The 18,803-nt window shown below is 72.9% G+C and carries 21 protein-coding genes; 4 read left to right on the forward strand and 17 right to left on the reverse strand.

Annotated features, from left to right (window positions below; genetic code table 11):
- Positions 1 to 26 precede the first annotated feature (26 nt).
- On the forward strand, positions 27 to 245 hold the full coding sequence (locus tag Q7A36_RS10065; protein ID WP_305103733.1) for a hypothetical protein: 219 nt from the start codon (positions 27 to 29) through the stop codon (positions 243 to 245).
- 183 nt (positions 246 to 428) lie between these two features.
- Here the strand turns inward: Q7A36_RS10065 and terL are convergent, their stop codons facing one another.
- From terL to Q7A36_RS41575, 5 genes are all read right to left on the reverse strand, one after another.
- A complete protein-coding gene (terL, locus tag Q7A36_RS10070) occupies positions 429 to 1,871 on the reverse strand; it encodes a phage terminase large subunit (RefSeq protein WP_305103557.1) in 1,443 nt (480 codons plus the stop codon).
- Positions 1,846 to 2,166 (reverse strand): hypothetical protein, encoded by a 321-nt coding sequence (locus Q7A36_RS10075; RefSeq protein ID WP_305103558.1) that lies wholly within the window; start codon positions 2,164 to 2,166, stop codon positions 1,846 to 1,848. The genes terL and Q7A36_RS10075 overlap by 26 nt, the downstream gene beginning before the upstream one ends.
- A 5-nt stretch (positions 2,167 to 2,171) precedes the next feature.
- On the reverse strand, positions 2,172 to 4,490 hold the full coding sequence (locus tag Q7A36_RS10080) for a phage tail fiber protein (protein WP_305103559.1): 2,319 nt from the start codon (positions 4,488 to 4,490) through the stop codon (positions 2,172 to 2,174).
- A 93-nt stretch (positions 4,491 to 4,583) separates the two neighbouring features.
- A complete protein-coding gene (locus tag Q7A36_RS10085) occupies positions 4,584 to 5,024 on the reverse strand; it encodes a hypothetical protein (RefSeq protein WP_305103560.1) in 441 nt (146 codons plus the stop codon).
- The gene (locus tag Q7A36_RS41575) at positions 5,024 to 6,217 is read right to left on the reverse strand and encodes a hypothetical protein (RefSeq protein WP_370655650.1); all 1,194 of its coding nucleotides are present in this window, start codon (positions 6,215 to 6,217) and stop codon (positions 5,024 to 5,026) included. The genes Q7A36_RS10085 and Q7A36_RS41575 overlap by 1 nt, the downstream gene beginning before the upstream one ends.
- A 41-nt stretch (positions 6,218 to 6,258) precedes the next feature.
- On the opposite strand from Q7A36_RS41575, the gene Q7A36_RS41580 reads away from it, so the two are divergent.
- The gene (locus tag Q7A36_RS41580; RefSeq protein WP_370655651.1) at positions 6,259 to 6,681 is read left to right on the forward strand and encodes a hypothetical protein; all 423 of its coding nucleotides are present in this window, start codon (positions 6,259 to 6,261) and stop codon (positions 6,679 to 6,681) included.
- A 226-nt stretch (positions 6,682 to 6,907) separates the two neighbouring features.
- On the opposite strand, the gene Q7A36_RS10095 is transcribed toward Q7A36_RS41580, so the two are convergent.
- From Q7A36_RS10095 to Q7A36_RS10125, 7 genes are all read right to left on the reverse strand, one after another.
- Positions 6,908 to 7,477, reverse strand: coding sequence for a hypothetical protein (locus Q7A36_RS10095; RefSeq protein WP_305103561.1), 570 nt, complete (start codon positions 7,475 to 7,477; stop codon positions 6,908 to 6,910).
- A gap of 67 nt (positions 7,478 to 7,544) precedes the next feature.
- The gene (locus tag Q7A36_RS10100) at positions 7,545 to 8,378 is read right to left on the reverse strand and encodes a phage capsid protein (RefSeq protein ID WP_305103562.1); all 834 of its coding nucleotides are present in this window, start codon (positions 8,376 to 8,378) and stop codon (positions 7,545 to 7,547) included.
- A gap of 217 nt (positions 8,379 to 8,595) precedes the next feature.
- Positions 8,596 to 9,342 carry a capsid assembly protein gene (locus tag Q7A36_RS10105; RefSeq protein ID WP_305103563.1) on the reverse strand — a complete coding sequence of 249 codons (747 nt, stop codon included), beginning with the start codon at positions 9,340 to 9,342 and terminating at the stop codon, positions 8,596 to 8,598.
- A 5-nt stretch (positions 9,343 to 9,347) separates the two neighbouring features.
- Positions 9,348 to 10,748: a portal protein gene (locus Q7A36_RS10110; RefSeq protein WP_305103564.1), complete on the reverse strand. Its 1,401-nt coding sequence runs from the start codon at positions 10,746 to 10,748 to the stop codon at positions 9,348 to 9,350.
- A gap of 5 nt (positions 10,749 to 10,753) precedes the next feature.
- Positions 10,754 to 10,975, reverse strand: coding sequence for a hypothetical protein (locus Q7A36_RS10115; RefSeq protein WP_305103565.1), 222 nt, complete (start codon positions 10,973 to 10,975; stop codon positions 10,754 to 10,756).
- Between the two features lie 143 nt (positions 10,976 to 11,118).
- Positions 11,119 to 11,565 carry a hypothetical protein gene (locus tag Q7A36_RS10120; protein ID WP_305103566.1) on the reverse strand — a complete coding sequence of 149 codons (447 nt, stop codon included), beginning with the start codon at positions 11,563 to 11,565 and terminating at the stop codon, positions 11,119 to 11,121.
- Positions 11,562 to 11,993 carry a hypothetical protein gene (locus tag Q7A36_RS10125; protein ID WP_305103567.1) on the reverse strand — a complete coding sequence of 144 codons (432 nt, stop codon included), beginning with the start codon at positions 11,991 to 11,993 and terminating at the stop codon, positions 11,562 to 11,564. The genes Q7A36_RS10120 and Q7A36_RS10125 overlap by 4 nt, the downstream gene beginning before the upstream one ends.
- 180 nt (positions 11,994 to 12,173) lie before the next feature.
- On the opposite strand from Q7A36_RS10125, the gene Q7A36_RS10130 reads away from it, so the two are divergent.
- Complete coding sequence (locus tag Q7A36_RS10130) at positions 12,174 to 12,821, forward strand: S24 family peptidase (protein WP_305103568.1); 648 nt, start codon at positions 12,174 to 12,176, stop codon at positions 12,819 to 12,821.
- A 3-nt stretch (positions 12,822 to 12,824) separates the two neighbouring features.
- On the opposite strand, the gene Q7A36_RS10135 is transcribed toward Q7A36_RS10130, so the two are convergent.
- The 3 genes from Q7A36_RS10135 to Q7A36_RS10145 all read right to left on the reverse strand — a co-directional run bounded on the left by Q7A36_RS10135 (position 12,825) and on the right by Q7A36_RS10145 (position 16,161).
- Positions 12,825 to 14,402 (reverse strand): alpha-amylase family glycosyl hydrolase, encoded by a 1,578-nt coding sequence (locus Q7A36_RS10135; RefSeq protein ID WP_305103569.1) that lies wholly within the window; start codon positions 14,400 to 14,402, stop codon positions 12,825 to 12,827.
- Between the two features lie 5 nt (positions 14,403 to 14,407).
- Positions 14,408 to 15,064 carry an HAD family hydrolase gene (locus Q7A36_RS10140; protein WP_305103570.1) on the reverse strand — a complete coding sequence of 219 codons (657 nt, stop codon included), beginning with the start codon at positions 15,062 to 15,064 and terminating at the stop codon, positions 14,408 to 14,410.
- 146 nt (positions 15,065 to 15,210) lie between these two features.
- The gene (locus tag Q7A36_RS10145; protein ID WP_305103571.1) at positions 15,211 to 16,161 is read right to left on the reverse strand and encodes an NAD(P)/FAD-dependent oxidoreductase; all 951 of its coding nucleotides are present in this window, start codon (positions 16,159 to 16,161) and stop codon (positions 15,211 to 15,213) included.
- A 282-nt stretch (positions 16,162 to 16,443) separates the two neighbouring features.
- Here Q7A36_RS10145 and Q7A36_RS10150 point away from each other — a divergent pair, with 282 nt between their 5' ends.
- Entirely contained in the window at positions 16,444 to 16,962 is a 519-nt protein-coding gene (locus Q7A36_RS10150) for a DUF4142 domain-containing protein (protein ID WP_305103572.1), read from the forward strand.
- On the opposite strand, the gene Q7A36_RS10155 is transcribed toward Q7A36_RS10150, so the two are convergent.
- Positions 16,955 to 17,872, reverse strand: a complete 918-nt coding sequence (locus tag Q7A36_RS10155) for an AEC family transporter (RefSeq protein WP_305103573.1) — start codon at positions 17,870 to 17,872, stop codon at positions 16,955 to 16,957. The two genes, Q7A36_RS10150 and Q7A36_RS10155, sit on opposite strands and share 8 nt — an antisense overlap.
- A 33-nt stretch (positions 17,873 to 17,905) precedes the next feature.
- Positions 17,906 to 18,550 carry a guanylate kinase gene (gmk, locus tag Q7A36_RS10160; RefSeq protein WP_305103574.1) on the reverse strand — a complete coding sequence of 215 codons (645 nt, stop codon included), beginning with the start codon at positions 18,548 to 18,550 and terminating at the stop codon, positions 17,906 to 17,908.
- Positions 18,551 to 18,803 lie beyond the last annotated feature (253 nt).

Raw genomic sequence — 18,803 nt, forward strand, 5'->3', positions numbered from 1 at the left:
GACCGGGAACGACGAACTCCGTGACGATATGGAACGAGCCCTATCTCGAGACCTGCTGCCGGTCGGCCCTGCACCGGCTGACGCTGGTGGGCGAGCCCGGCCGGCCGGACGGGCTGAAGGACGGCCCCTGCCTCGCGCGGCTGCGCGAGATGGGCCTGGCCGAGCGGCGCGCCGACGGGCGCTACGTGCCGACGGCCGAAGGCGTCGCGCGGCATGCGCGGGAGGTGCTGAGGCGGTGCGCATAACGCAGAGGGGGCGCTGCCCCCTCTGCACTCCCCCGCCAAGGGCTTAAGGCCCTTGGATCCCATGGGTAAACGACGAAGGGGAGGCCCCCGCCGGGGGCCTCCCCTTCGTCGTTGAACTCACGCCGGGGTCCGGGGGGTCGCTTGACCCCCCGGCGGGGGTGCAGGGGGCAGAGCCCCCTGCGGTCACGCACCTCTCCACGACACCCCGCGCACCGCCGGCGGCACCTGCGGCAGCCGCACGGGCTCGGTCAGCAGGCAGCCGGCGACGGCGTCGAGAGCGTCGTCGCGCGCATGGGCCGCTTCCGGCCGCCAGGCGGCCATTTCCGCCGGAAAGGGCGTGCGGAAGACGCTGTCATGCGCGTGCAGCCGGCGCCCGGCTAGCGCCGGGTCGAAGGCCGAGAGGATGCGGTCCGCCTTGGCGCGCCGGCTGCTGTGCTCGATCACCGTGCAGGGCGCATTGGCGCGGGCGAGTTCCCGCCGCAGCAGCGCCGGCAGGAAGCGGCCGAGGCCGTTGGTCTCCACCCGCACCGCCGGCAGCAGCAGGTCGCGCACGATCTGCGCCACCGCCCGGCATTGCTGCGTCGCGGGATCCGTCGCGCCGTCCGGGTCCTGTGTCAGCCAGGCGAGGCGATGCAGGTAGCTGTTGCCCTCGCCATCCACATAGACGGCGGCGAGCACGCTGCCGTCGCCGAGGCCCGGCTTGCCATAGGCCGGGTCCCAGAAGGCGCTGCCCGAGAGCAGCCTTCGCCCGAGCAGCATGAGCTGCGCCCGGCCATGCGCCTCGCGGTAGTCCGGCTCCTCCGCGTAGCGGATGATGAGCGAGGGATCGAGCCGCAGGGCGGATTCGGCGACGGGCTGCAGCAGCATCTGCCGCGCAAAGGCAAGCGGCCCGACGCGGTCGCGCAGCGCCGCGATGCCGGCGGACGTGAAGCGTTCCGGCCAGGCGCTCTCGCCATCCGCATCGAGCAGCGGCAGCGCGAGGCGCCGGTAGCCGCGGAGGAAGGCGCCCTCCGCGGCGGGCGGGGCATAGATCGTCTCCGTCGTATGCGGCGTGCCGGCGAAGAGTAGCGTGCCGCCGGGGACCAGGATGAACTCGCATTCCGCGAGGCGCTCGCGCAGTTCCTCCCGCTTCGCCGGCGTGTCGCAATTGCCGGCGACCTCGACGTCGTCGCAGATGATCAGGTCGGCGCGGGCGCCGGTGATGTTGCCGGTGATGCCCTGCGCGAGCATGGAGGGATCGCGCAGCACCGCCTCCCGCGCCACGGTGAAGCGGTCCATGGCCCAGTCGCCCGGCCCTTCCGGCAGCAGCGGCCGGCAGAGCGGGTGGCGTTCCAGGATGCGGCGGACCTGCGCGACCATCTTCACCGCCAGCATCTGGTCGGCGGCCAGCACCAGGATGCGCGTGTCGGGCGCCGCGAGCAGGCGCCAGGCGCAGAACAGCCCGACCAGGGTGGACTTGCCGCAGCCGCGGAAGGCCATCAGCAGCAGGCGGTGGTCGCCGGCCTCCCAGCGCGCCTGCAGCCAGCGGGCGATGCGTCGGTGCGGCGCCGGCGTCGCCTGGTTCTGCAGGTGGTTCCAGATCCAGACGAATTCGAGGAAGTCAGGCGTCTCCCCCTGCGTCGTCATCCGGCGCCTCCATGTCATCGCTGGCCTCGGCGGCGATGTGCCGCCGCGCCTCCTCGAGGATGTTGCTGACGGCCCGGTGCTGGTCCGGATCGCCGCTGGCTTCCGCGCGCTTCTCGATATGCTCGAGATGCGTCAGCGCCGAGCGGGCCGCGGTGTGGCGCGCGGCGAAGGCCTTGCTGTCGCCGCGCTCCGAGGCCGGCACCGGGCTGTTCAGGAATTCCAGGTAGCTGTCGAGCACGAGCCGCGCCGCGGCGGCGTAGTCGAACTCGACCTGCAGCCTGCGCTTCGGGGCCATGCGGATCAGGCCCTCGGCTTCAGGGCGCGGACGAAGAGCGTGCCGGCCGCGAGGTCGATGGCGGTCGAGCCGTGCCGGTTCGTCACGCGCGCCGTCACCGTGCCGGTGGCGCCGGTGGTGGTGACGGCGGCCGTCCATTCCATATAGGCGCTGGCCTGGCCGCTGAAGCCGGCCTGGACGAAGTCGCCGTTCTGGATGTTCGGCAGCGTCACCGCCTGCATGGCGCTGGCGCCGGCGGCAAGGCTCGGCGGGTCATAGGCCAGCGAGGCCGAGAGCTCCCGCGTGCCCCAGGCCCGGCCGCCGCCGGCGAGCACCATCGGTGCCTCCGTCGCGGGTACGTAGAGCCGGAGCGACTTCAGCACGGAGGCCGCATTGCCGCCGCGCACGCCGATGACGGCATAGGCGGCGCCGGGGGCGAGCGTGACCCGCTGCAGTCGGTTCAGCGGCAGGCCGCCGACCAGGCTGTCGAGATCGGCATTGCCCTCCCACCAGTAAGAAGGCGCGCCCTGCCAGACCGCGTTCATGTTGGACCAGAGCAGCGGCGCGCTGCCGTCGAGCACGTTCTCCGCCGCGTCGAACTGCATCGCCATGGGCCGCAGGCCGCTGCCCTCGGCCGCGAGGAAGAACTCCTTGCAGGTGCTGCAATCCACCACAAAGGCGAGCGCCCGGCTGGTCGGCAGCGTCACCGTGTCGGCGTTCAGGGTGATGGAGGAGAGGCCGGGGAAGCAGAAATTGGTCAGCGTATTGGCGGGGATGGTCGGGTTGCCGGAGAGCACCGCCAGCCCCTCGAACCCCGTCGCGGTCGTGTCCCAGCGGAAGGCGCGGGCACGGATGTTGGACGCATCGGCGGCCAGCCGCGGCGTGCCGAGCGCGGCCGCGGCCTGGTGCAGCGGCAGCACCGTGCCGCCGGCGCGGGTGGCGCCCGCATAATCCACCGCGCAGCCGGCGAAGCCGTAGGTGCCGACATAGGCGACCTCGTAGCGCGCATCGTTGAAGCCGCCGGTGTGGCGCGCCACGAAGGGCGAGCAGGCCTCCATCCGCACGCCCTGGGCGGTCAGGCTACGGCCATCGACCTCCAGCAGGAAGGGGATGGCGTCCACCGTGCCCGGCGTGCCCTGGCGCTGCAGCTCGAAGGCGGGACCGACGAAGAGATGCGCATTGTGCAGCCGGTAGGCGCCGGCGGCCGCCGAGAGCCGCACGCCGAAGCGGCCCACGCCCGGGTTGGTCCCGCTGCTGCAGGCGAAATGGCCGCCGTGGTGGCGCAGGGAATTCATCCAGGCGCTGCCGGTCAGCGTGCGGAGGTCGAGGCCGATGCGGTTGTCGGCGATCCGGCCGTAGTGGATGTCGCTGTCCTCACAGCCCCGGGCATCGCCGAGGAGCTGCACGCCGATGGTGAAGCGCTCGGCGCGGCGGATCTCCACCTTGCAGGCATCGATGTTGCGGATGCGGATGCCGACATCCGCCTCGTCCAGCCAGTCGCTCTGCAGGGAGCGGTAGACCGCGAGGCCGGTATAGGACTTGCGCTGGTTGTTCGCCGTGCCGCCATCGCCCAGCGTCAGCGCCGCATTGCCGCCCGGGCCGGCATAGAGGAGGGTGCCGCGCATGGAGAGGCCGGCGGCCGCGCCCGGCAGCAGCAGCGGCATGGTCGTGCGGAAGATGCCCTCGCCGATCTCGAGGAACTTGCCGCTGGCGGCGGCCGCGTTCATCGCCGCTTGCAGCGCCGGGCCGTCATCCGCCGTGCCGTCGCCGATCGCGCCGAAGTCGCGGGCCGAGAGGCGCTCGGCCAGCTTGTCCTCCACCGTGCGCGGGATGCCGCCGGGGAAGGGCACGGTCATGGTGCCCTCGCCGCGGTCGAAGACCGTCACGCCGCCGGTGCTGTCGAAGCCGAGGAGCTTGTTGGCGCGGGCCTCGCGCAGCGGCAGGGTGGCGGCGCCGCCGACCTCGGAGGGGTCGAGGCGGAGGGCGCTGCCGAGCTCCTCCTTCACCTCCTGCAGGGCGGCGACCTGGTAGTCCAGCTCGTCGTTCAGGGTATTGGCGCGCAGCACGCCGTTCGGCTGGAAGTCCGTGGTGCGCGCGACGGCGAGGTTGCGGCGGAGCGTGACGCGCCGGCCCGTGGCGGGCGGCGCATCGAAGAGCACGCTGCCGCCCTCGGAGGCGCCAGCGCCCGCGACGGCGTAGCCGGCGGACAGCACCAGGCCGTCCAGCCGCACCTCGAGATCCGTGGCCTCGAAGATCGGGAAGGGATAGGTGAAGCTGGCCTGGACGCCATCGGCCAGGTACTGCACGCGCGGCGCGACGTCGCCGATCCTGATGTGCTCGTCCATCGGGCGAACTGGCTCCTAAGGGGGGTTAGGGGGGACCTGTCCCCCCTTCGGCCACACCATCAGGGTTGGTGTGGCGGCTGATGCTGTGGCCGACTAATCCAACAAGCTCCGCGCGGCGAAGCCGAAGGTCCGGCCGCTCTGCAGCAGCGCGGTGAAGGTGCCGTCGGGGTTCAGCAGGCTGACGCGGCCCTGCGCGAGGCGGGCGCGCAGCGTCGCGTCGTCCGCCTGCTGCGCTGCCGCGGCCTCCTGCGTCAGGCCTGCCGCCAGCGCGCCGGCGGAGCCGTCATCCGGCGCGAGGCCGGAGGCGGCGAGCCGCGCGCGCGTGGTGGCGATGGTCTTCGCCAGCGTCTGCGCGCGCTGTTGCGCATCGGCCGCCTGCTGGGCGCGCAGCGCCTCCTGCCGGGCGGCGTCCTGCTGCTGCGCGATCTGCACCTGGGCGCGGTTGATCGCGTTGGTCTGCTGCGCCTGGCGGGCATTGCCGTAGATGGAGGCGCCCGCCCCGACCAGGGTGGCGAGCGAGGCGAGTGCGGCCATCAGTCGGTGATCCTCGTCTCTGTGGTGACGGAGAGCAGCGTCATCGGCAGCGGCGTGTCGTCCGCGATGCGCCAGAGTGGTGCGAGCGCATCGCGCCGCCAGCCGATGGCACGCAGCCGCACATCGCCGGTGAAGGCGGGCGGCGGCGCGTCCAGCATCGGGGTGTCGAGCCGGCGGAAGCTCACGGGCTGCGGCCCGCGGCCGAGATCGACGCGCAGCGCCGCCGTCTCCAGCAGCCGGAAGGTGACGGCGACCAGCCGCAAGGGCGCCGCGCCGCTGCCGCCGGGGATGCTGAGGTCGGGCGGCAGCGGCTCGACCTCATGCGCGAAGGGCAGGCCGATCTGCACCGCCTGCGCCGGCCGCTCGAGCGTGACCGCGCCGCCCGCGACCTCGGCCGTGCCGCGCGGCGCGCCATCGGCGACCACGCCGACGATGCAGCCCTCGAGGTGGTCGAGGCCCGTCCAGCGGTCCTGCGGCGCGGCGCTGCTGCCGGTCAGCGCCGCGTCCGTCGCCAGCGCCTCGTCGAAGCGCTCCAGCCGCGGCGTGCCGGCGCGCTCGACCACGGCCCAGACCGTGCCCTCGATATCGGCGAGCGAGCGGACGAGCCCATCCGTCGCCTGACCGCACCAGGCGGTCACCTGCTCGGCGCGGTAGAGCGTCAGCGTCGCCAGCGACCCGTCCGCCATCGCCACGTGCAGCAGCCGGCGGCGCTGGTCATAAGCCATCGCCACCGGGTCCCGCACCAGGTGCTGGGAGACCAGCGCGAGGTCGTTCGCCTGGTAGAGCTGCTGCAGGTCGGTATAGGTGAACTCGACGATCCCCCGCCCGTTGCGGGCGGCGAAGATGGTGGATCCGTCCACGTCCACCGGCTGCACCAGCCGATCGACCGGGGAGCCGACGCGGGTCTGGCGGTTGAGCTGGATGCTGCCTGGCGTCAGCGGCGCGCCGCTGACCATCCACTCCGCGCCCGAGGTGAAGACCTGCAGGTGCTGGCCGGAGAAGACGGCGCGGATGGCGTTCACCTGGTCGGAGACCAGGCCGAACTCGATCGCCTGGTCGTCCAGCCCCGTGCCGAGGTCGAAGTCGAACAGGTCGCCGGAGCGGGAGAGCCAGAGCCGGTTCGGCAGGTCGCGCGAGCCGCCGATCACCAGCCGGTCCTGGTGGAAGCAGACCGTCACGGGCCAGCCGCGCACGGGGGGAGAAGGCGGCCTCCTCCCAGTCCGTCGTGGCGGCGGTGTCGGAGAGGGTCTCCTCCACCGTCGCGCTCGCCTGGGTGGCGCCGGCGACGGACGTGACCAGCAGGCGCTTGCCGCCGAGGCGGAAGCGCATCCCGGTATGGCCCGGCTGGAAGACGGCGGCGGAGGCCGTCAGCGTCACACTGCCCGAGGTGGCCGAGGGCGTCAGCGTCACCGCCGCATCGGCGAAGCGGGAGAAGGGCTCGCGCAGGAAGGACCAGGGCGCGACCGTCCAGCTCGTGTGGCTGGTGCGGGTGACCTGCTGCGGCGGCATGTCGGGGTGGCAGAGCAGCAGCGTGTCGGCGCTCTGCGTGAAGGCCATCTGCGGCAGCATGGCCGCGGTCCAGGGGCCGGCCACCTGCGCCACCTGGGCATCGCCGACGAAGACCGAGAGCGCGCCTTCGGTCAGCACCAGCAGGTAGGTCTGCTCCGTGTTGAACTCGAAGGCGATCAGCTTCGCCGCGCCGGGCAGCATCGCCACATGGCGCAGGCCGGGGCGGCGCGTGACGCCGCCCGTCGGCTGGATGAAGACGTTGCGCAGGCGCCGCGCGCCATTGGCATAGGCGCGCAGGTCGGGCCGGCCGAGCAGCTCCGGCGCCAGCTCCCCCGCGGTGAAGCTGGTCTTGAGGGTGCGGGACTGCGCCATGCTCAGCCCCGGACGTTGATCAGCGGGAAGTCCTCGATCGCCCGCGGCGTCGCCTGCTGGCTGTCGGTGCGGCGCGCGGCGCGGAACTCCGCCTCCGCCTGGCTGGCGAGGAGCTGGGCGCGGCCGGTGTTCTCCGTCAGCGGAATGCAGAACTCGGCCGCCAGCCGGTCGACCAGCGCGGCGGCGAAATGCGGCGGGAAGGCGCTCTCCTCCGGGCGGAAGATGTAGGTCAGCACCACCTGGTCCGCGTTGCAGTGCAGCCGGTCCTCCTGGATGCGGTAGGGCAGGCCGCGGCCGCGCTGCGGGCTGCCGGCCGAGAGGGCGCGGAGGAAATTCGCCGGCAATTGGAACGCGTTGGCGAAGTCGGCGACGGGCCTGGCGGCGAGGCGCGGCAGCGTCGCCTGACCGGTCGCGAAGCTCCAGGGATGGGCTGCCAGCAGCGCGTCGCGCAGGCCGGGATAGAGATTGGCCGCGACCTCGGCCTCGGCGGTCCCTTCGTCGAGCGAGGCGATGGGCTGCGCGCCGATCTTCAGCAGCGCGCGCGCGCAGAGCGCGAGGGCGGAGAGGGCCATCGGGAGACTCCGGCAGGGAAGGAGGGATGGCCCCACCCGCATCCGGGTGGGGCCGAGAGATGCGCGACTACTCCTTCGCGCGCATACGCACGACGCCGATGTCGTTCACCAGCACTGCGCCCTGGCTCATCATCGTATTGACGAAATGCGCGGCGCGGTCGCCGTGCCAGGTGATGTCGGTGGTGATCTCCATGCCCGCGGCATGGCCGATCGCCGTCTTGTGGTAGAAGTAGCAGTAGCGCAGCGCGCCGTTCTTGGTCAGGCCGCTATGCGGGATCCAGGTGGCGCCCAGCCAGCGCTTCGCCTGGGTGCCCTTCCAGGGCAGGTCGCCATCGCCGATATACTGGGCATTGGCGAATTCCTGGATGGTCAGCAGCTCGCTCCACTGCTTCCAGCCGACCACCGCGTAGCGCTGGCCGTCATCCGGCACGTCGGCATTGCCGAGCATCTGGAAGGCCAGCAGCACCTTGGCGCGGGTCAGGCCGTCCGTGTCGGTCTCGCCGGCGCCGGTGCCCACCGCCTCGCGCGTGCCGCTGTCCATGGCCGCGATGATCAGCTCGTCCGTCTTGCGGCCAAGGGCATAGGCGCCGGCATTTGCCGCCACCGCGCGCTCGTCGATATTGGTCTTCAGCTCGTCGAGGCGATCCACCCAGTCGCCGGCGTAGTAGTCCTGCAGGAAGCACTCGACCGTGCTGTGGTCGATGTTCATCACCGGGACGACGCCGTTGCGCGCCTTGGCGGCGGCGGTGCCGGCGCCGACCTTGTTGAAGACGGTGGAGGCGCCGCGCACCTCCGTCTTGCTGCGCACGGTCGGGCGCAGCTTGGAGCCCTGGCGCTGGTAGGCTTCCTGCACCTCGGCCTGGTACTGCTTGATGAAGGCCTGGTCGATGGACGCGGACATGCCTTGGTCCTCCTAGGAGTGGCGGGGGAAGCGCGACGCGGCGGTTGGCCGGCATGCGGGCCGCAGCGGCGCGCACGGCCCCGCGCCCGCGGATGCGGGTTGGGCAGGGCCGGGCAGGGGAAGGGGCGGGCGGCGCGCGCGGGGATGGCGCGCGCCGCCCGCCCGGAGCGGCGGGGCGAGCGCGGCGGGGGTTTGGGCGCTCGAGCCCCGCCGGGTCTCAGCCGTTGCCGCCGACGAGGCGGCGGAAGCCCTCGGTCACGCGCTGGATGAACTGCGGGTCGCGGCTGCGCCAGTAGCGCGGGTCGCGCATCATGGCGCGCAGCGCCGACTCGCTCTCGGGTGCCGGCACCTCGGCCTCCCGCGCCAGGCCGGGCTCCTGCGCCGCCATCATCTGCTCCATGGCCGTCACGCCCTCGGCGGTCGCGGCGAGCGCGGCATAGACCGCCGGCGGCAGCTTCGCCTGACCCCAGGCCGAGAGCTGCGCGGCGATGCGGCGGAAGGCGTCCTCGCCGCCATAGTGCCGGACCAGCACCTCGCGCTGCCGGTCGGCCTCGTACTGCGCGGCCGCCTCGGCGATCAGTGGCAGCAGCCGCTCGGCCGCGAGGTCATAGACGAGCTGCGCCTGGTCGTTGCTGAACTGCGCGGCGTGCAGGCGCTGGTTCACCTCGGCATCGGGGCAGCAGAGATCGTGCGGCGCCGCGATCGCGTAGCCATCCGGCGTCTCCGGGATGCCCATCATGGCGCGGAAGCGCGCGAGGTCGTCGGGCGCCGCATCCGGGCCCGGGCGCGCGATGCGCTGGGACAGGCGCCGCTCGAGCTCCAGGTAGGACTTCAGCAGCGCATCGGTGCGCAGCGTGCCGGTCGCGGCATCCCAGAACTTCTCCGGCACCTCGGCCGGGCGCGGCGCGGGCTTGCCATCCTCCGGCATCGCGTCGGCCGGCGGCTGCAGCAGGTCCTCGGGCATGCGGGTCACTCCTTGGAGGGGACAAGCACCTCGGCCGGCGCGCCGAGGGTCTTCGCCAGCCAGCGCGTCGCGGCGCCGGCATCGATCTGCGCCGCCGCCTCGCCACCGAGCTGCGCGGCGGATTGCAGGAAGAGCAGCGTGTTCGCCGCATCGGCGCGGCCCTGCAGGCGCGCCAGCGGGCTCTCGTAGCGCAGCGCCACGCCGCTGCCGTCGAGCAGCAGCGGCGGGATCTCCCCGCGCCGGCGCAGGATGGCGAGGCAGCGGGTGACCAGCGGCGTCAGCAGCTCCGCCTGCAGGCGGCCATAGGTGGCGCCGAGCAGCCGCGCGGTCTGCGCGCCGCGCTCCAACACCTCGGTCGCGGTCATCCGCGCGTCCTGCAGCGGGCCGATGCGGTCGGCGAGCAGCGCGGTGCGGATCCGCGCCCTGAGCTCCTGCAAGACGAGCTGGGAGACGTCGAAATTGCCGGGCGCGGCGAGCGGCGTGAGGCCGGCGCTCCCCGGCGCCTTCGGGATGATGGCGCCGGGGACCAACTTCACCGTGTCCGGGTTCAGCACGCCGTCATCCTCGGCCTGCCAGATCCCCGTCACGGCGATGGAGGCGTTCTTGAGGACCAGCTCGACCACCTTGTTGGCGGTGCGGATGTCCGGCAGCGCCTTCATGACGGGGCCGCGGCCGTAGCTCTCGCCCGGCGCCTTCAGCCAGCGGAAGGCGATGGCCGGGCTCTCGGCGAAGCGGCCCTCGGCAAGCAGCAGCGGCTGCGCCGGGTCAGCGAGGATGGCGGCATAGCGCGTCGCCCCGCGCTCGGGCCAGAGCGCCTCCAGCACCGGCTGCGGCGCCGGGTCGTCCGCGGCCGCGGCGCGCTGCAGCGCCTCCGGCAGTTCGGCGCGCGGGAAGCGGGCGCGAAGCTGCGCCGCGGTCAGCCGCATCTGGCGATAGACGGTGGAGAGGCGGCCGTCCGGCCCCTCCTCCAGCACTGCGCTGCGCACGGGCACCGCAGCGAAGCGGAAGGCCGAGGCTTCGCCGAGCGGCGCTTCCTCCACCAGCAGCAGGCCGGTGCCGGCGACGACCAGGTCGAGGAAGGCCTGGTGCATCTCGACGACGAAGTTGGAGCGGTCGAAATGCCCCTGCAGCGTCGTGGCCGCCTCCTCCAGCGCCTCGGCCGCGGCGCGGTCGGCGGTGGGGCGCGCGGGGGCGAGCCCGAACCAGCGCGACCAAGGGGGCGTCAGCTCGGCGAGGAGGGAGGCGGCGAGCTGCTCCGCCGCATCGGCGGCCGTCGCGTCGAAGAGCGCGGGCGCATCCGCGGCGTGCGGCAGGACATGGTCGTAGCAGGCCTGCCAGAGCGGCTCGAGCGGCCGGCGCCGTTCCAGCGCGCGGCCGAAGCGGGCGAGGATGTCGGTGGGGTCCATGCGCCTCACTCCCCGAGCAGCGACTTGCGCGGCGCCGCCGGGATCGGGTCCAGCACGCCGCGGGCGGAGGTGGCGATGGTGCCGGCGAGGCCGCGGGCGGCGCGGGCGCGGGCCTCGGCGCGGGCCTCCTGCCCCTGCTGCTCGGGCGGCGGGGCGGCGGGCGCCGGGTCTGGGGCCGGCGGCGGCGGGACGACGACCGGCTTCGGGGCGCGGAACAGGCCACCCATGCGCGTCACCTCATCCTGGTTGGGAGTCCCGCGCCGAAAAGCCCGCGGGCCCGCCCCCGGTGAGGGAGGCGGGCCCGCGGCAAGGTCGGGCAGGGATCGGGAGGATGCCGCCGGGCGCAGTTCGCCCGTTGGCGGAATGGGTGTTAGCGCGCCGCCGCAAGGCGCGTCAAGTATTTTTTCCTATTATCTGCGAGGGCGCGGAACAGCCCCCAGGGCGTCAGCGCGAAGGGCGCGCCGGCGCCCAGCACGGCGCGGCAGAGCGCGACGCAGGTGAAGGGCGAGAGCGGCGGCAGGGGCCGCCAGCGCGGCGCGCCCGGCACGAAGGGGCCCGTCACCGAGAAGCCGGCGCGGCGGTAGAAGCCCGGCAGGTCGAATTGCGGCGGCACCTCCAGCCGCACCACCACCAGCCGGCCGGAGAGCGGGTCGAGCACCGTCCAGCCCCTGGCATCCGCGATGGCCGCGAAGCAGTGGCGGAAGCCCGGGCGCAGCAGGCGGAGCCAGGGCTGGTCCGCCTCCCCGCCGAAGACGATGAAGGCGCGCTGGCCGGCCTGCACGGCGCGCCGGTGGGCGGGCTTGGCCGCGGCCGTCACGACGTGCCGCCCGGGAAGGGAATGATCTCCGCGCCCTCCGCCAGGGGCAAAGGGCCGGCGACGATGCCCTTCACCCGCAGCGGCCAGTCGAGCCGCGTCATCACCTCCCGCCACAGCCGCCAGTCGCCCTTCTCGCGGGGGTAGCGCGGGTCGGGCACCTGCTGCCGCTCGCCCCAGATCCGCAGGATGCGCACATGCTGCAACTCGACCCGCCGCTGGCGGTAGAGCCGGTCCAGGCACTTCACCACGTCGTCCGGCTCGCAGGGGCGGGCGACCAGGCCGGCGCCGGAGACGATGCGGGCGCCGTCGCGCCGCGCGATCAGCGCGGCCATGGTCCAGAACCAGGCCTCCTCGGCGCTGCGGAAGGGCTCGGCCCGGGCCGGGCCGCGGGGGGCGGGGGCATGGCCGGGGCGGGGGGCGGTGGTCATCGGGGGGATTTTCCTCTCTCGCCGGACGGGAACAGAACGGGAACTTATTCGCGCCCGAGCGTCACATGCAAGCGAATTCAAGGAAAATTAGCCTATTGATCTCAGACTCGATCCCTAGGATGTTATCCCCAGAAAACAACCTATCCTGGTTCGCCGGGGGCTTCTCGCAGGGGCGATGCCGTGACGCATGAGGATATCTGGCGCGCGCTGGACGCGCTGGCGGCGGAGAACGGTCTCTCCGCCTCCGGTCTGGCGCGCAAGGCCGGGCTGGACGCGACCGCCTTCAACCCGTCGAAGCGAATCGGCGCCGATGGCCGCGCGCGCTGGCCCTCGACCGAGAGCGTGGCGAAGGTGCTGATGGCGACCGGCGCCGGCCTTTCCGAGTTTGCCGCGCTCGTCACCGGTGTGCCGGCGCTGCCGCGCAGCGGCCGCGGCGGGGTGACGCGGCGCATCCCGCTCATCGGCCTCGCCCAGGCGGGCGGGGAGGGCTATTTCGACGATGGCGGCTATCCCGTCGGCGGCGGCTGGGACGAGATCTCGGTGCCCGAGGTCGCCGATCCCAATGCCTATGCCCTCGAGATCTCGGGCGAGAGCATGGAGCCGGTCTACCGCGACGGCGATGTCGTCATCGTCTCCCCCGGTGCGCCGGTCCGGCGCGGCGACCGCGTGGTGGTGAAGACCCAGAAGGGGGAGGTGATGGCGAAGGAACTGAAGCGGCAGTCGGCGAAGCGCATCGACCTGCGCAGCCTGAACCCGGCGCATCCCGACTACAGCTTCGAACTGCCCGAGATCACCTGGATGCACCGCATCGTCTGGGCGACGCAGTAGCGGTCAGGCCGCCGCCGGGTCGAGTTCCACCACCAGCCCCTCATGCGGCCGCAGCCGCGTCGGGCTGCCGGGATCGCCATGCGTCGAGAGCAGCGGCGTGCCGCGCAGGTCGAGCGCATGTTCGGCGCCGCCGAGATTGAGCATGACCAGCAGCCGGCGGCCATCCTGCGGGTCCTGCCGCTCGTAGCGCAGCACCTCGCCCTCCGCCGCCACCGCGGTGATCGGGCCGAGGGCGAGCGCCGGCTCCCGCCGCCGCAGCATCAGCAGGTCGCGGGTCAGCGACAGCATGGAGCGCGGGTCGCGCGCCTGCGTCGCGGCGTTCAGCGCCCGGTGGTCCTCGCCGAGCGGCAGCCAGGGCGTGCCTGACGTGAAGCCGCCCTGCGGCGTATCATCCCAGGGGATCGGCGTGCGGACGGGGTCGCGGCCCAGGCCGAGGCCGGGCACGCGCCGCTCCCAGGGGTCCTGCACGAGATGCGAAGCGATGGGCACGTCGGTCAGGCCCAGCTCGTCGCCCTGGTAGAGGGTCGGCGTGCCGCGCGAGGTCAGCAGCAGCATGGCGGCGACGCGCGCCTGCGCTGTCCCGAGGCGGCTGGCGACGCGGCTGCGGTCGTGATTGCCGAGCACCCAGTTCGGCCAGGCGCCCGCCGGCAACGCCGCCTCGTAGCGGGCGATGAGGTCGGCGATGGCATCGGCCCGCCAGGGCGTCGAGAGCAGGTGGAAATTGAAGGGCAGGTGGAAGCCCGTCAGGTCCACGCCGTAATAGGCCATCAGCCGGTCGATCGGCAGATAGGCTTCGCCGATCAGCAGGCGGTCGCCGGGATAGGCATCCGTCACGCGGCGCATGGCGCCAACGGCCGCCTGCACCTCCGGCTGGTCCATCGTGCGGGCGCGGATGACGCGGCGCGCCGGCGACATCTCTTCGCGCCAGTCGGGGTTGGGCGGGTTGTCGCGGAACCCGGCATCCTCGACCAGGTGGTGGATGGCATCCACCCGGAAGCCGTCCACGCCGCGGTCCAGCCAGAAGCGCAGCACGTCCAGCATGGCCTCCTGCACTGCCGGGTTGCGCCAGTTCAGGTCCGGCTGCTGCGGCAGGTAGGCGTGATAGAAATACTGGCCGGTCCCCGCGTCCAGCGTCCAGGCGCCGCCGCCGAACTCGCTCAGCCAGTTGTTCGGCGGGCCGCCATCCGGCGCCGGGTCGCGCCAGACATACCAGTCGCGCTTCGGATCGTCGCGCGAGGCGCGGCTTGCGACGAACCAGGGATGCGTGTCCGCGGTGTGGTTCGGCACATAGTCGAGGATGAGGCGCAACCCGCGTTCATGCCCCGCGGCGACCAGCGCGTCGAAATCCGCCAGCGTGCCGAAGGCGGGATCGACGTCGCAGTGGTCGGCGACGTCATAGCCGAAATCCGCCATGGGCGAGGGGTAGAAGGGCGAGATCCAGACCGCGTCCACGCCGAGCCGGACCAGATGGTCCAGCCGCGCCGCGATGCCGCGCAGGTCGCCCAGGCCGTCCCCGTCGCTGTCCTGGAAGGAGCGTGGATAGACCTGGTAGATGACGGCCGACTGCCACCATGCCGCCATGCCGCTCAGCCCCGCGCCAGGGGCGATTCGTCGTAGTGCGCCAGCAGGTCGGCCGGGTCGCGGTAGAGCGCGATGCAGCCGGCGCCACGCAGGTCCTTCTCCGGGAAGCCGCCGCTGAGCAGGCCGATGGTGCGCAGCCCGGCCTTGCCGGCCGCCTCCGCGTCATAGGGCGAGTCGCCGACGACGATCGCCTCCTCCGGCGGCAGGCCGTCCAGGGCGGCGAGGAAGATGTCGGGATGCGGCTTCGACTTCTCCGCATCCTCCGAGGTGGTCGCGGCATCCACCAGGTCCCCGATGCCGAGGAGCGTCTTGTAGTGCTCCAGCTCGTCCGGCTTGCCGGAGGAAGCGAGGACCACGCGCCGCCCATCCGCGCGGATGCGGCGGAACAGGTCGGCGACGCCGGGGAAGCCCTGGGCGCGCTGGATCAGGCGGCTCATGTAGAGCTCCTTCCGGAAGCCCTCCATCTCCTTGCCCTGCCGCTCCACCACCTCCTCCGGCAGGAAGACGGGCATGAGCTGGTCGCCGCCCTTGCCGATCTGCGCGCGCACGGCATCGAAGCCGACCTCGTGGCCAAAATGGCGGAAGGTCTCCACCCAGCTTTCGGCATGCAGGTCCACCGTATCGACCAGCGTGCCATCGACATCGAACAGGACAGCCTTCACCGCGGCACCTCCACCAGGGGCGGCGCCACGCCGTGCCGCGTGGCGTCACCCTGGCCTCTTGTTAGTCGGGCAGACGGGCGCCTTTAGGCATACCTGCCCTGCGGCGATCCGCCCTGGCGCAACCGGCGGGCCGGGCGCCGGTTCCCTCAGCGGTTGTCGACCTCGTCCTCGGTCGGCAATTCGCAGCGGTTGTGGATATGGGTCGCGGCGGTCGCGGCATGCGCCATGGCGACCACGATCTGGTCGAGGCCGCGCACGATGTCGCCGGCGGCATAGAGGCCCTTCACCGTGGTCTGGCAGTGCTCGTCCACGCAGAGGGCGCCGCGGCCGTCATGCTCCGCGCCCAGCGCCACCGCCAGTTCCGAGCGGTAATGCAGGCCGAGCGCGGAATAGAGCACGTCGAAGCGATGCTCCCGCCCGCCCTCGCGCAGCGCGGCGATGCGGCCGTCGCGGATGTCGAGGGCCTCGATCGGCTGCTCCACGATTTTCAGCCGGTGCTCGGCGACCTTCGCGCGGTCCTGCTCGGAGAGGTCCATGGGGCAGCCATGGGTCAGCAGGGTGACGTCGTCCGAATAGGTGCGGGCGATGAACAGCGCCTCGCCCAGGCCGCGGGCGCCATGGCCGATGACGGCGATGCGGCGCTCGCGCGACTCGTAGCCGTCGCAGATCGGGCAGTAGCGCACCAGGCCGCGGCGGACGGCGTCCGGCAGGTCGGGCAGGTCGGGCTCCACATCCACCGCGCCGGTCGCCAGCAGCACGCGGCGGGCGCGGATCGCCCGGTTGCCGCCGCCAGCCTCGTGCGCCGATGCGGTGAAGCCGTCCCGGTCGCGCGAGAGGCGCGCGACCGTCGCGTCCAGCACCGCCACGCCGTAGCGCGCCACCGTCTCCCGGTCCCGCCGCAGGATGTCCTTGCCGCCGATCCCCTCGGCGAAGAAGGGGATGTTGTGGCTGGTCGGGATCCAGCTCGCCCGCGGCTCGCCGCTGTCCACCACCAGCACGCGGCGGCGGAAGCGCGCGAGGTAGAGGGCGGCGGTCAGCCCGGCCGGCCCCCCGCCGATGACGAGGCAGTCCAGCGGCGAATCCTCGGTCGGCGGCATGATCCTGGCCCCTTGCCGGTGTCACCGTGCCGCAACGCAGCAGACATGCGGAAGACCGCTCGCGCCGCGCAGGTTTATCCCGGCCGCAGGCAGCGGCGGGCGGAAGGCCGCGGCGCGCCGGCCCGGCATGGCCATGAGAAGCAGCCCGGGGGCGAGGGACGGCAGACCTGCGCGTCGTGCAGGAGCGTCATGCAGGGAAGAACCCGCGGGCGCCGCCGCCGTTCTGCCGGCTGGCGCCCGGGCGAACCGTCCGGGCGGAACTCGCGCAGAAGGAATGACAGCATGGATCGACGCGGCATCCTGCTCGGCTCGGCCGGGCTCGGCCTCCTCTCGCTGGCGCCCGGGCTGGTCCTGGCGCAGGTGCGGACGGTGCCCACCGTCTCCGGCAGCGAATACCTCGCGAAGACCCTGATGGGCGGCACGCTGGCCAAGCAGACCAGCGCCCTGGCGCAGGAGCGGGCGCAGAACCCGAAGGTGAAGCAGTTCGCCGGCTACGAGATCGCCGAGCAGACGGCGCTGGCCCAGGTACTGACCGATACCGAGAACCCGCCGCCGGTCCCGCTGGATGCCGACCATGCGGCGGTGCTGAAGACGCTGCAGGCCCAGCCGGCCGGCCCGGCCTTCGACCGTGCCTATATCCTCGGCCAGGTGCAGCAGCACCAGGCGCTGCTGCTGATCCAGCAGGGCTACCTGGAGAACACCAACCGCAGCACGGACACGCAGCACATCGCCGTGCTGGCGCGCATGTCGATCCAGCAGCACCTGACCATGCTGCAGGAGATCGCGATGATGCTCACCTGAGCCAGGCGATCAGCAGGGACAGCGTGACGACGGAGGCCGCGGTGCTGACCAGCACCGTGGCCCCCGACCGTGCCTCGTCCAGCCGGTAGCGCTGCGCCAGCATGAAGGCATTGGCGCCGGTCGGCAGCGCCGCCGCCACCACCGCGACCGCGGTCTCCAGCGGCGAAAGCCCGAGCAGCCGCGCGATCGCCCAGACCAGCGCCGGCAGCGCCAGCAGCTTCAGCCCCGCGATCAGCAGGGTCGTGCGCCAGGCGCCGCGGGCATCGAAGCCCAGCAGGCTGCCGCCGAGGCAGAACAGCGCGGCCGGCGGCGTCGCGGCGCCCAGCATCTCCAGCGTCCGCCGCAGCAGGCCGGTCAGCGGCGGCAGGCCCAGCAGCCGCCAGGCCAGCGCGGCGACCACGGCCATGACCACCGGGTTCCGTACCACGCCGAGGACGGTGGCGCGCAGCACGCGCTGCCAGGGCGCCCTGGCATGCAGCCCGATCTCCGCCACGATCGTCGCCGCGCCCAGCATCAGCATGGAATGCAGCGCGATGACCGCCAGCAGCAGCCCCAGCGCCTGCTCGCCGAAGGCGGCGAGGATGAGCGGGATGCCCATCATGACGGCATTGCCGTAGGTGGCATCCAGCGCGAGCGCGCCCGCCTCCCCCAGCGGCAGGCGCCGCCGCGCCAGCACCAGCAGGCCGGCATAGAGCAGCGCGGCGCCGAGGAAGAAGGCGAGCGCGGTGCGGCCGCCGCCCGCCTGGCCCGAGGTGCCGCCGAGGAAGAGCAGCGCCGGGGCGCAGAAGGTGAAGGCGGAGCGGTTCAGCCCGGCGAAGCCCGCCTTGTCCACCAGCCCGCGGCGGGCCGAGAGCCAGCCGAGGCCGATGATGAGGAAGACGGGCGCGACGACGGAGAGGATGGCCTGCACCGGCTCAGCCTCCGCGCGGCGGGGCGGCGCGCGTCACACCCGTAGCAATTGGGCGACGAAGCCGGCCAGCCAGGGCTGGCGCGTGCGGTGGGTGCGGGCGGCATGCAGCACGGCGCGCACCGCGGCGACGGTCGCCTCGAAATCTTCGTTCACCAGCACATGGTCGAACTCGTGCCAGTGCTCCATCTCGGTCCTGGCCGCGACCATGCGGCGGGCGATCTCGTCCTCCGGGTCCTGGCCGCGGCCGCGCAGCCGGCGCTCGAGCTCGGCCAGGCTCGGCGGCAGCAGGAAGATGCCGACCACATCGGCCGGCATGGTCTGCTTGAGTTGCCGGTGGCCCTGCCACTCGATGTCGAAGAGCACGTCCCGCCCGGCCTCCAGCGCCTGCTCCACCGGCGCGCGCGGCGTGCCGTAGGAGCGGCCGAGGAAGCTCGCATGTTCGAGGAAGTCGCCGGCCGCGACGCCGGCCGCGAATTGCTCGGGCGTGCGGAAGAAGTAGTGCACGCCCTCCTCCTCCCCCGGCCGCGGCGCGCGGGTGGTGGCGCTGACGGAGAGCGACAGCTCCGGCTCCGTCGCCAGCAGCCGGCGCGATACGCTGGTCTTGCCGCCGCCGGGGGCGGAGGCGAGGACGAGGCAGATACCCCGTCGCCTGGGCATGTGGGTGGCCATCCGGTTCATGCTCCGCTCCCCGGTCCCCTGGACCTCCGGTGCTCCGCGACCGGATGGCGTGCCTGCTTGGCCATCCGATTCACGCTCCGCGCCTCGGTCCGCCGGACCTGCGGTGCTCCGCGACCGGATGGCGTGTTGGGCTGGCCATCCAATTCACGCTCCGCTCCTCGGTCCGGCGGACCTGCGGCGCTCCGCGACCGGATGGCGTGTCGGGTTGGCCATCCGATTCACGCTCCGCGCCTTGGTCCATTGGACCTGCGGC

This window comes from Paracraurococcus lichenis (assembly GCF_030657435.1).
Lineage (GTDB): Bacteria > Pseudomonadota > Alphaproteobacteria > Acetobacterales > Acetobacteraceae > Paracraurococcus > Paracraurococcus lichenis.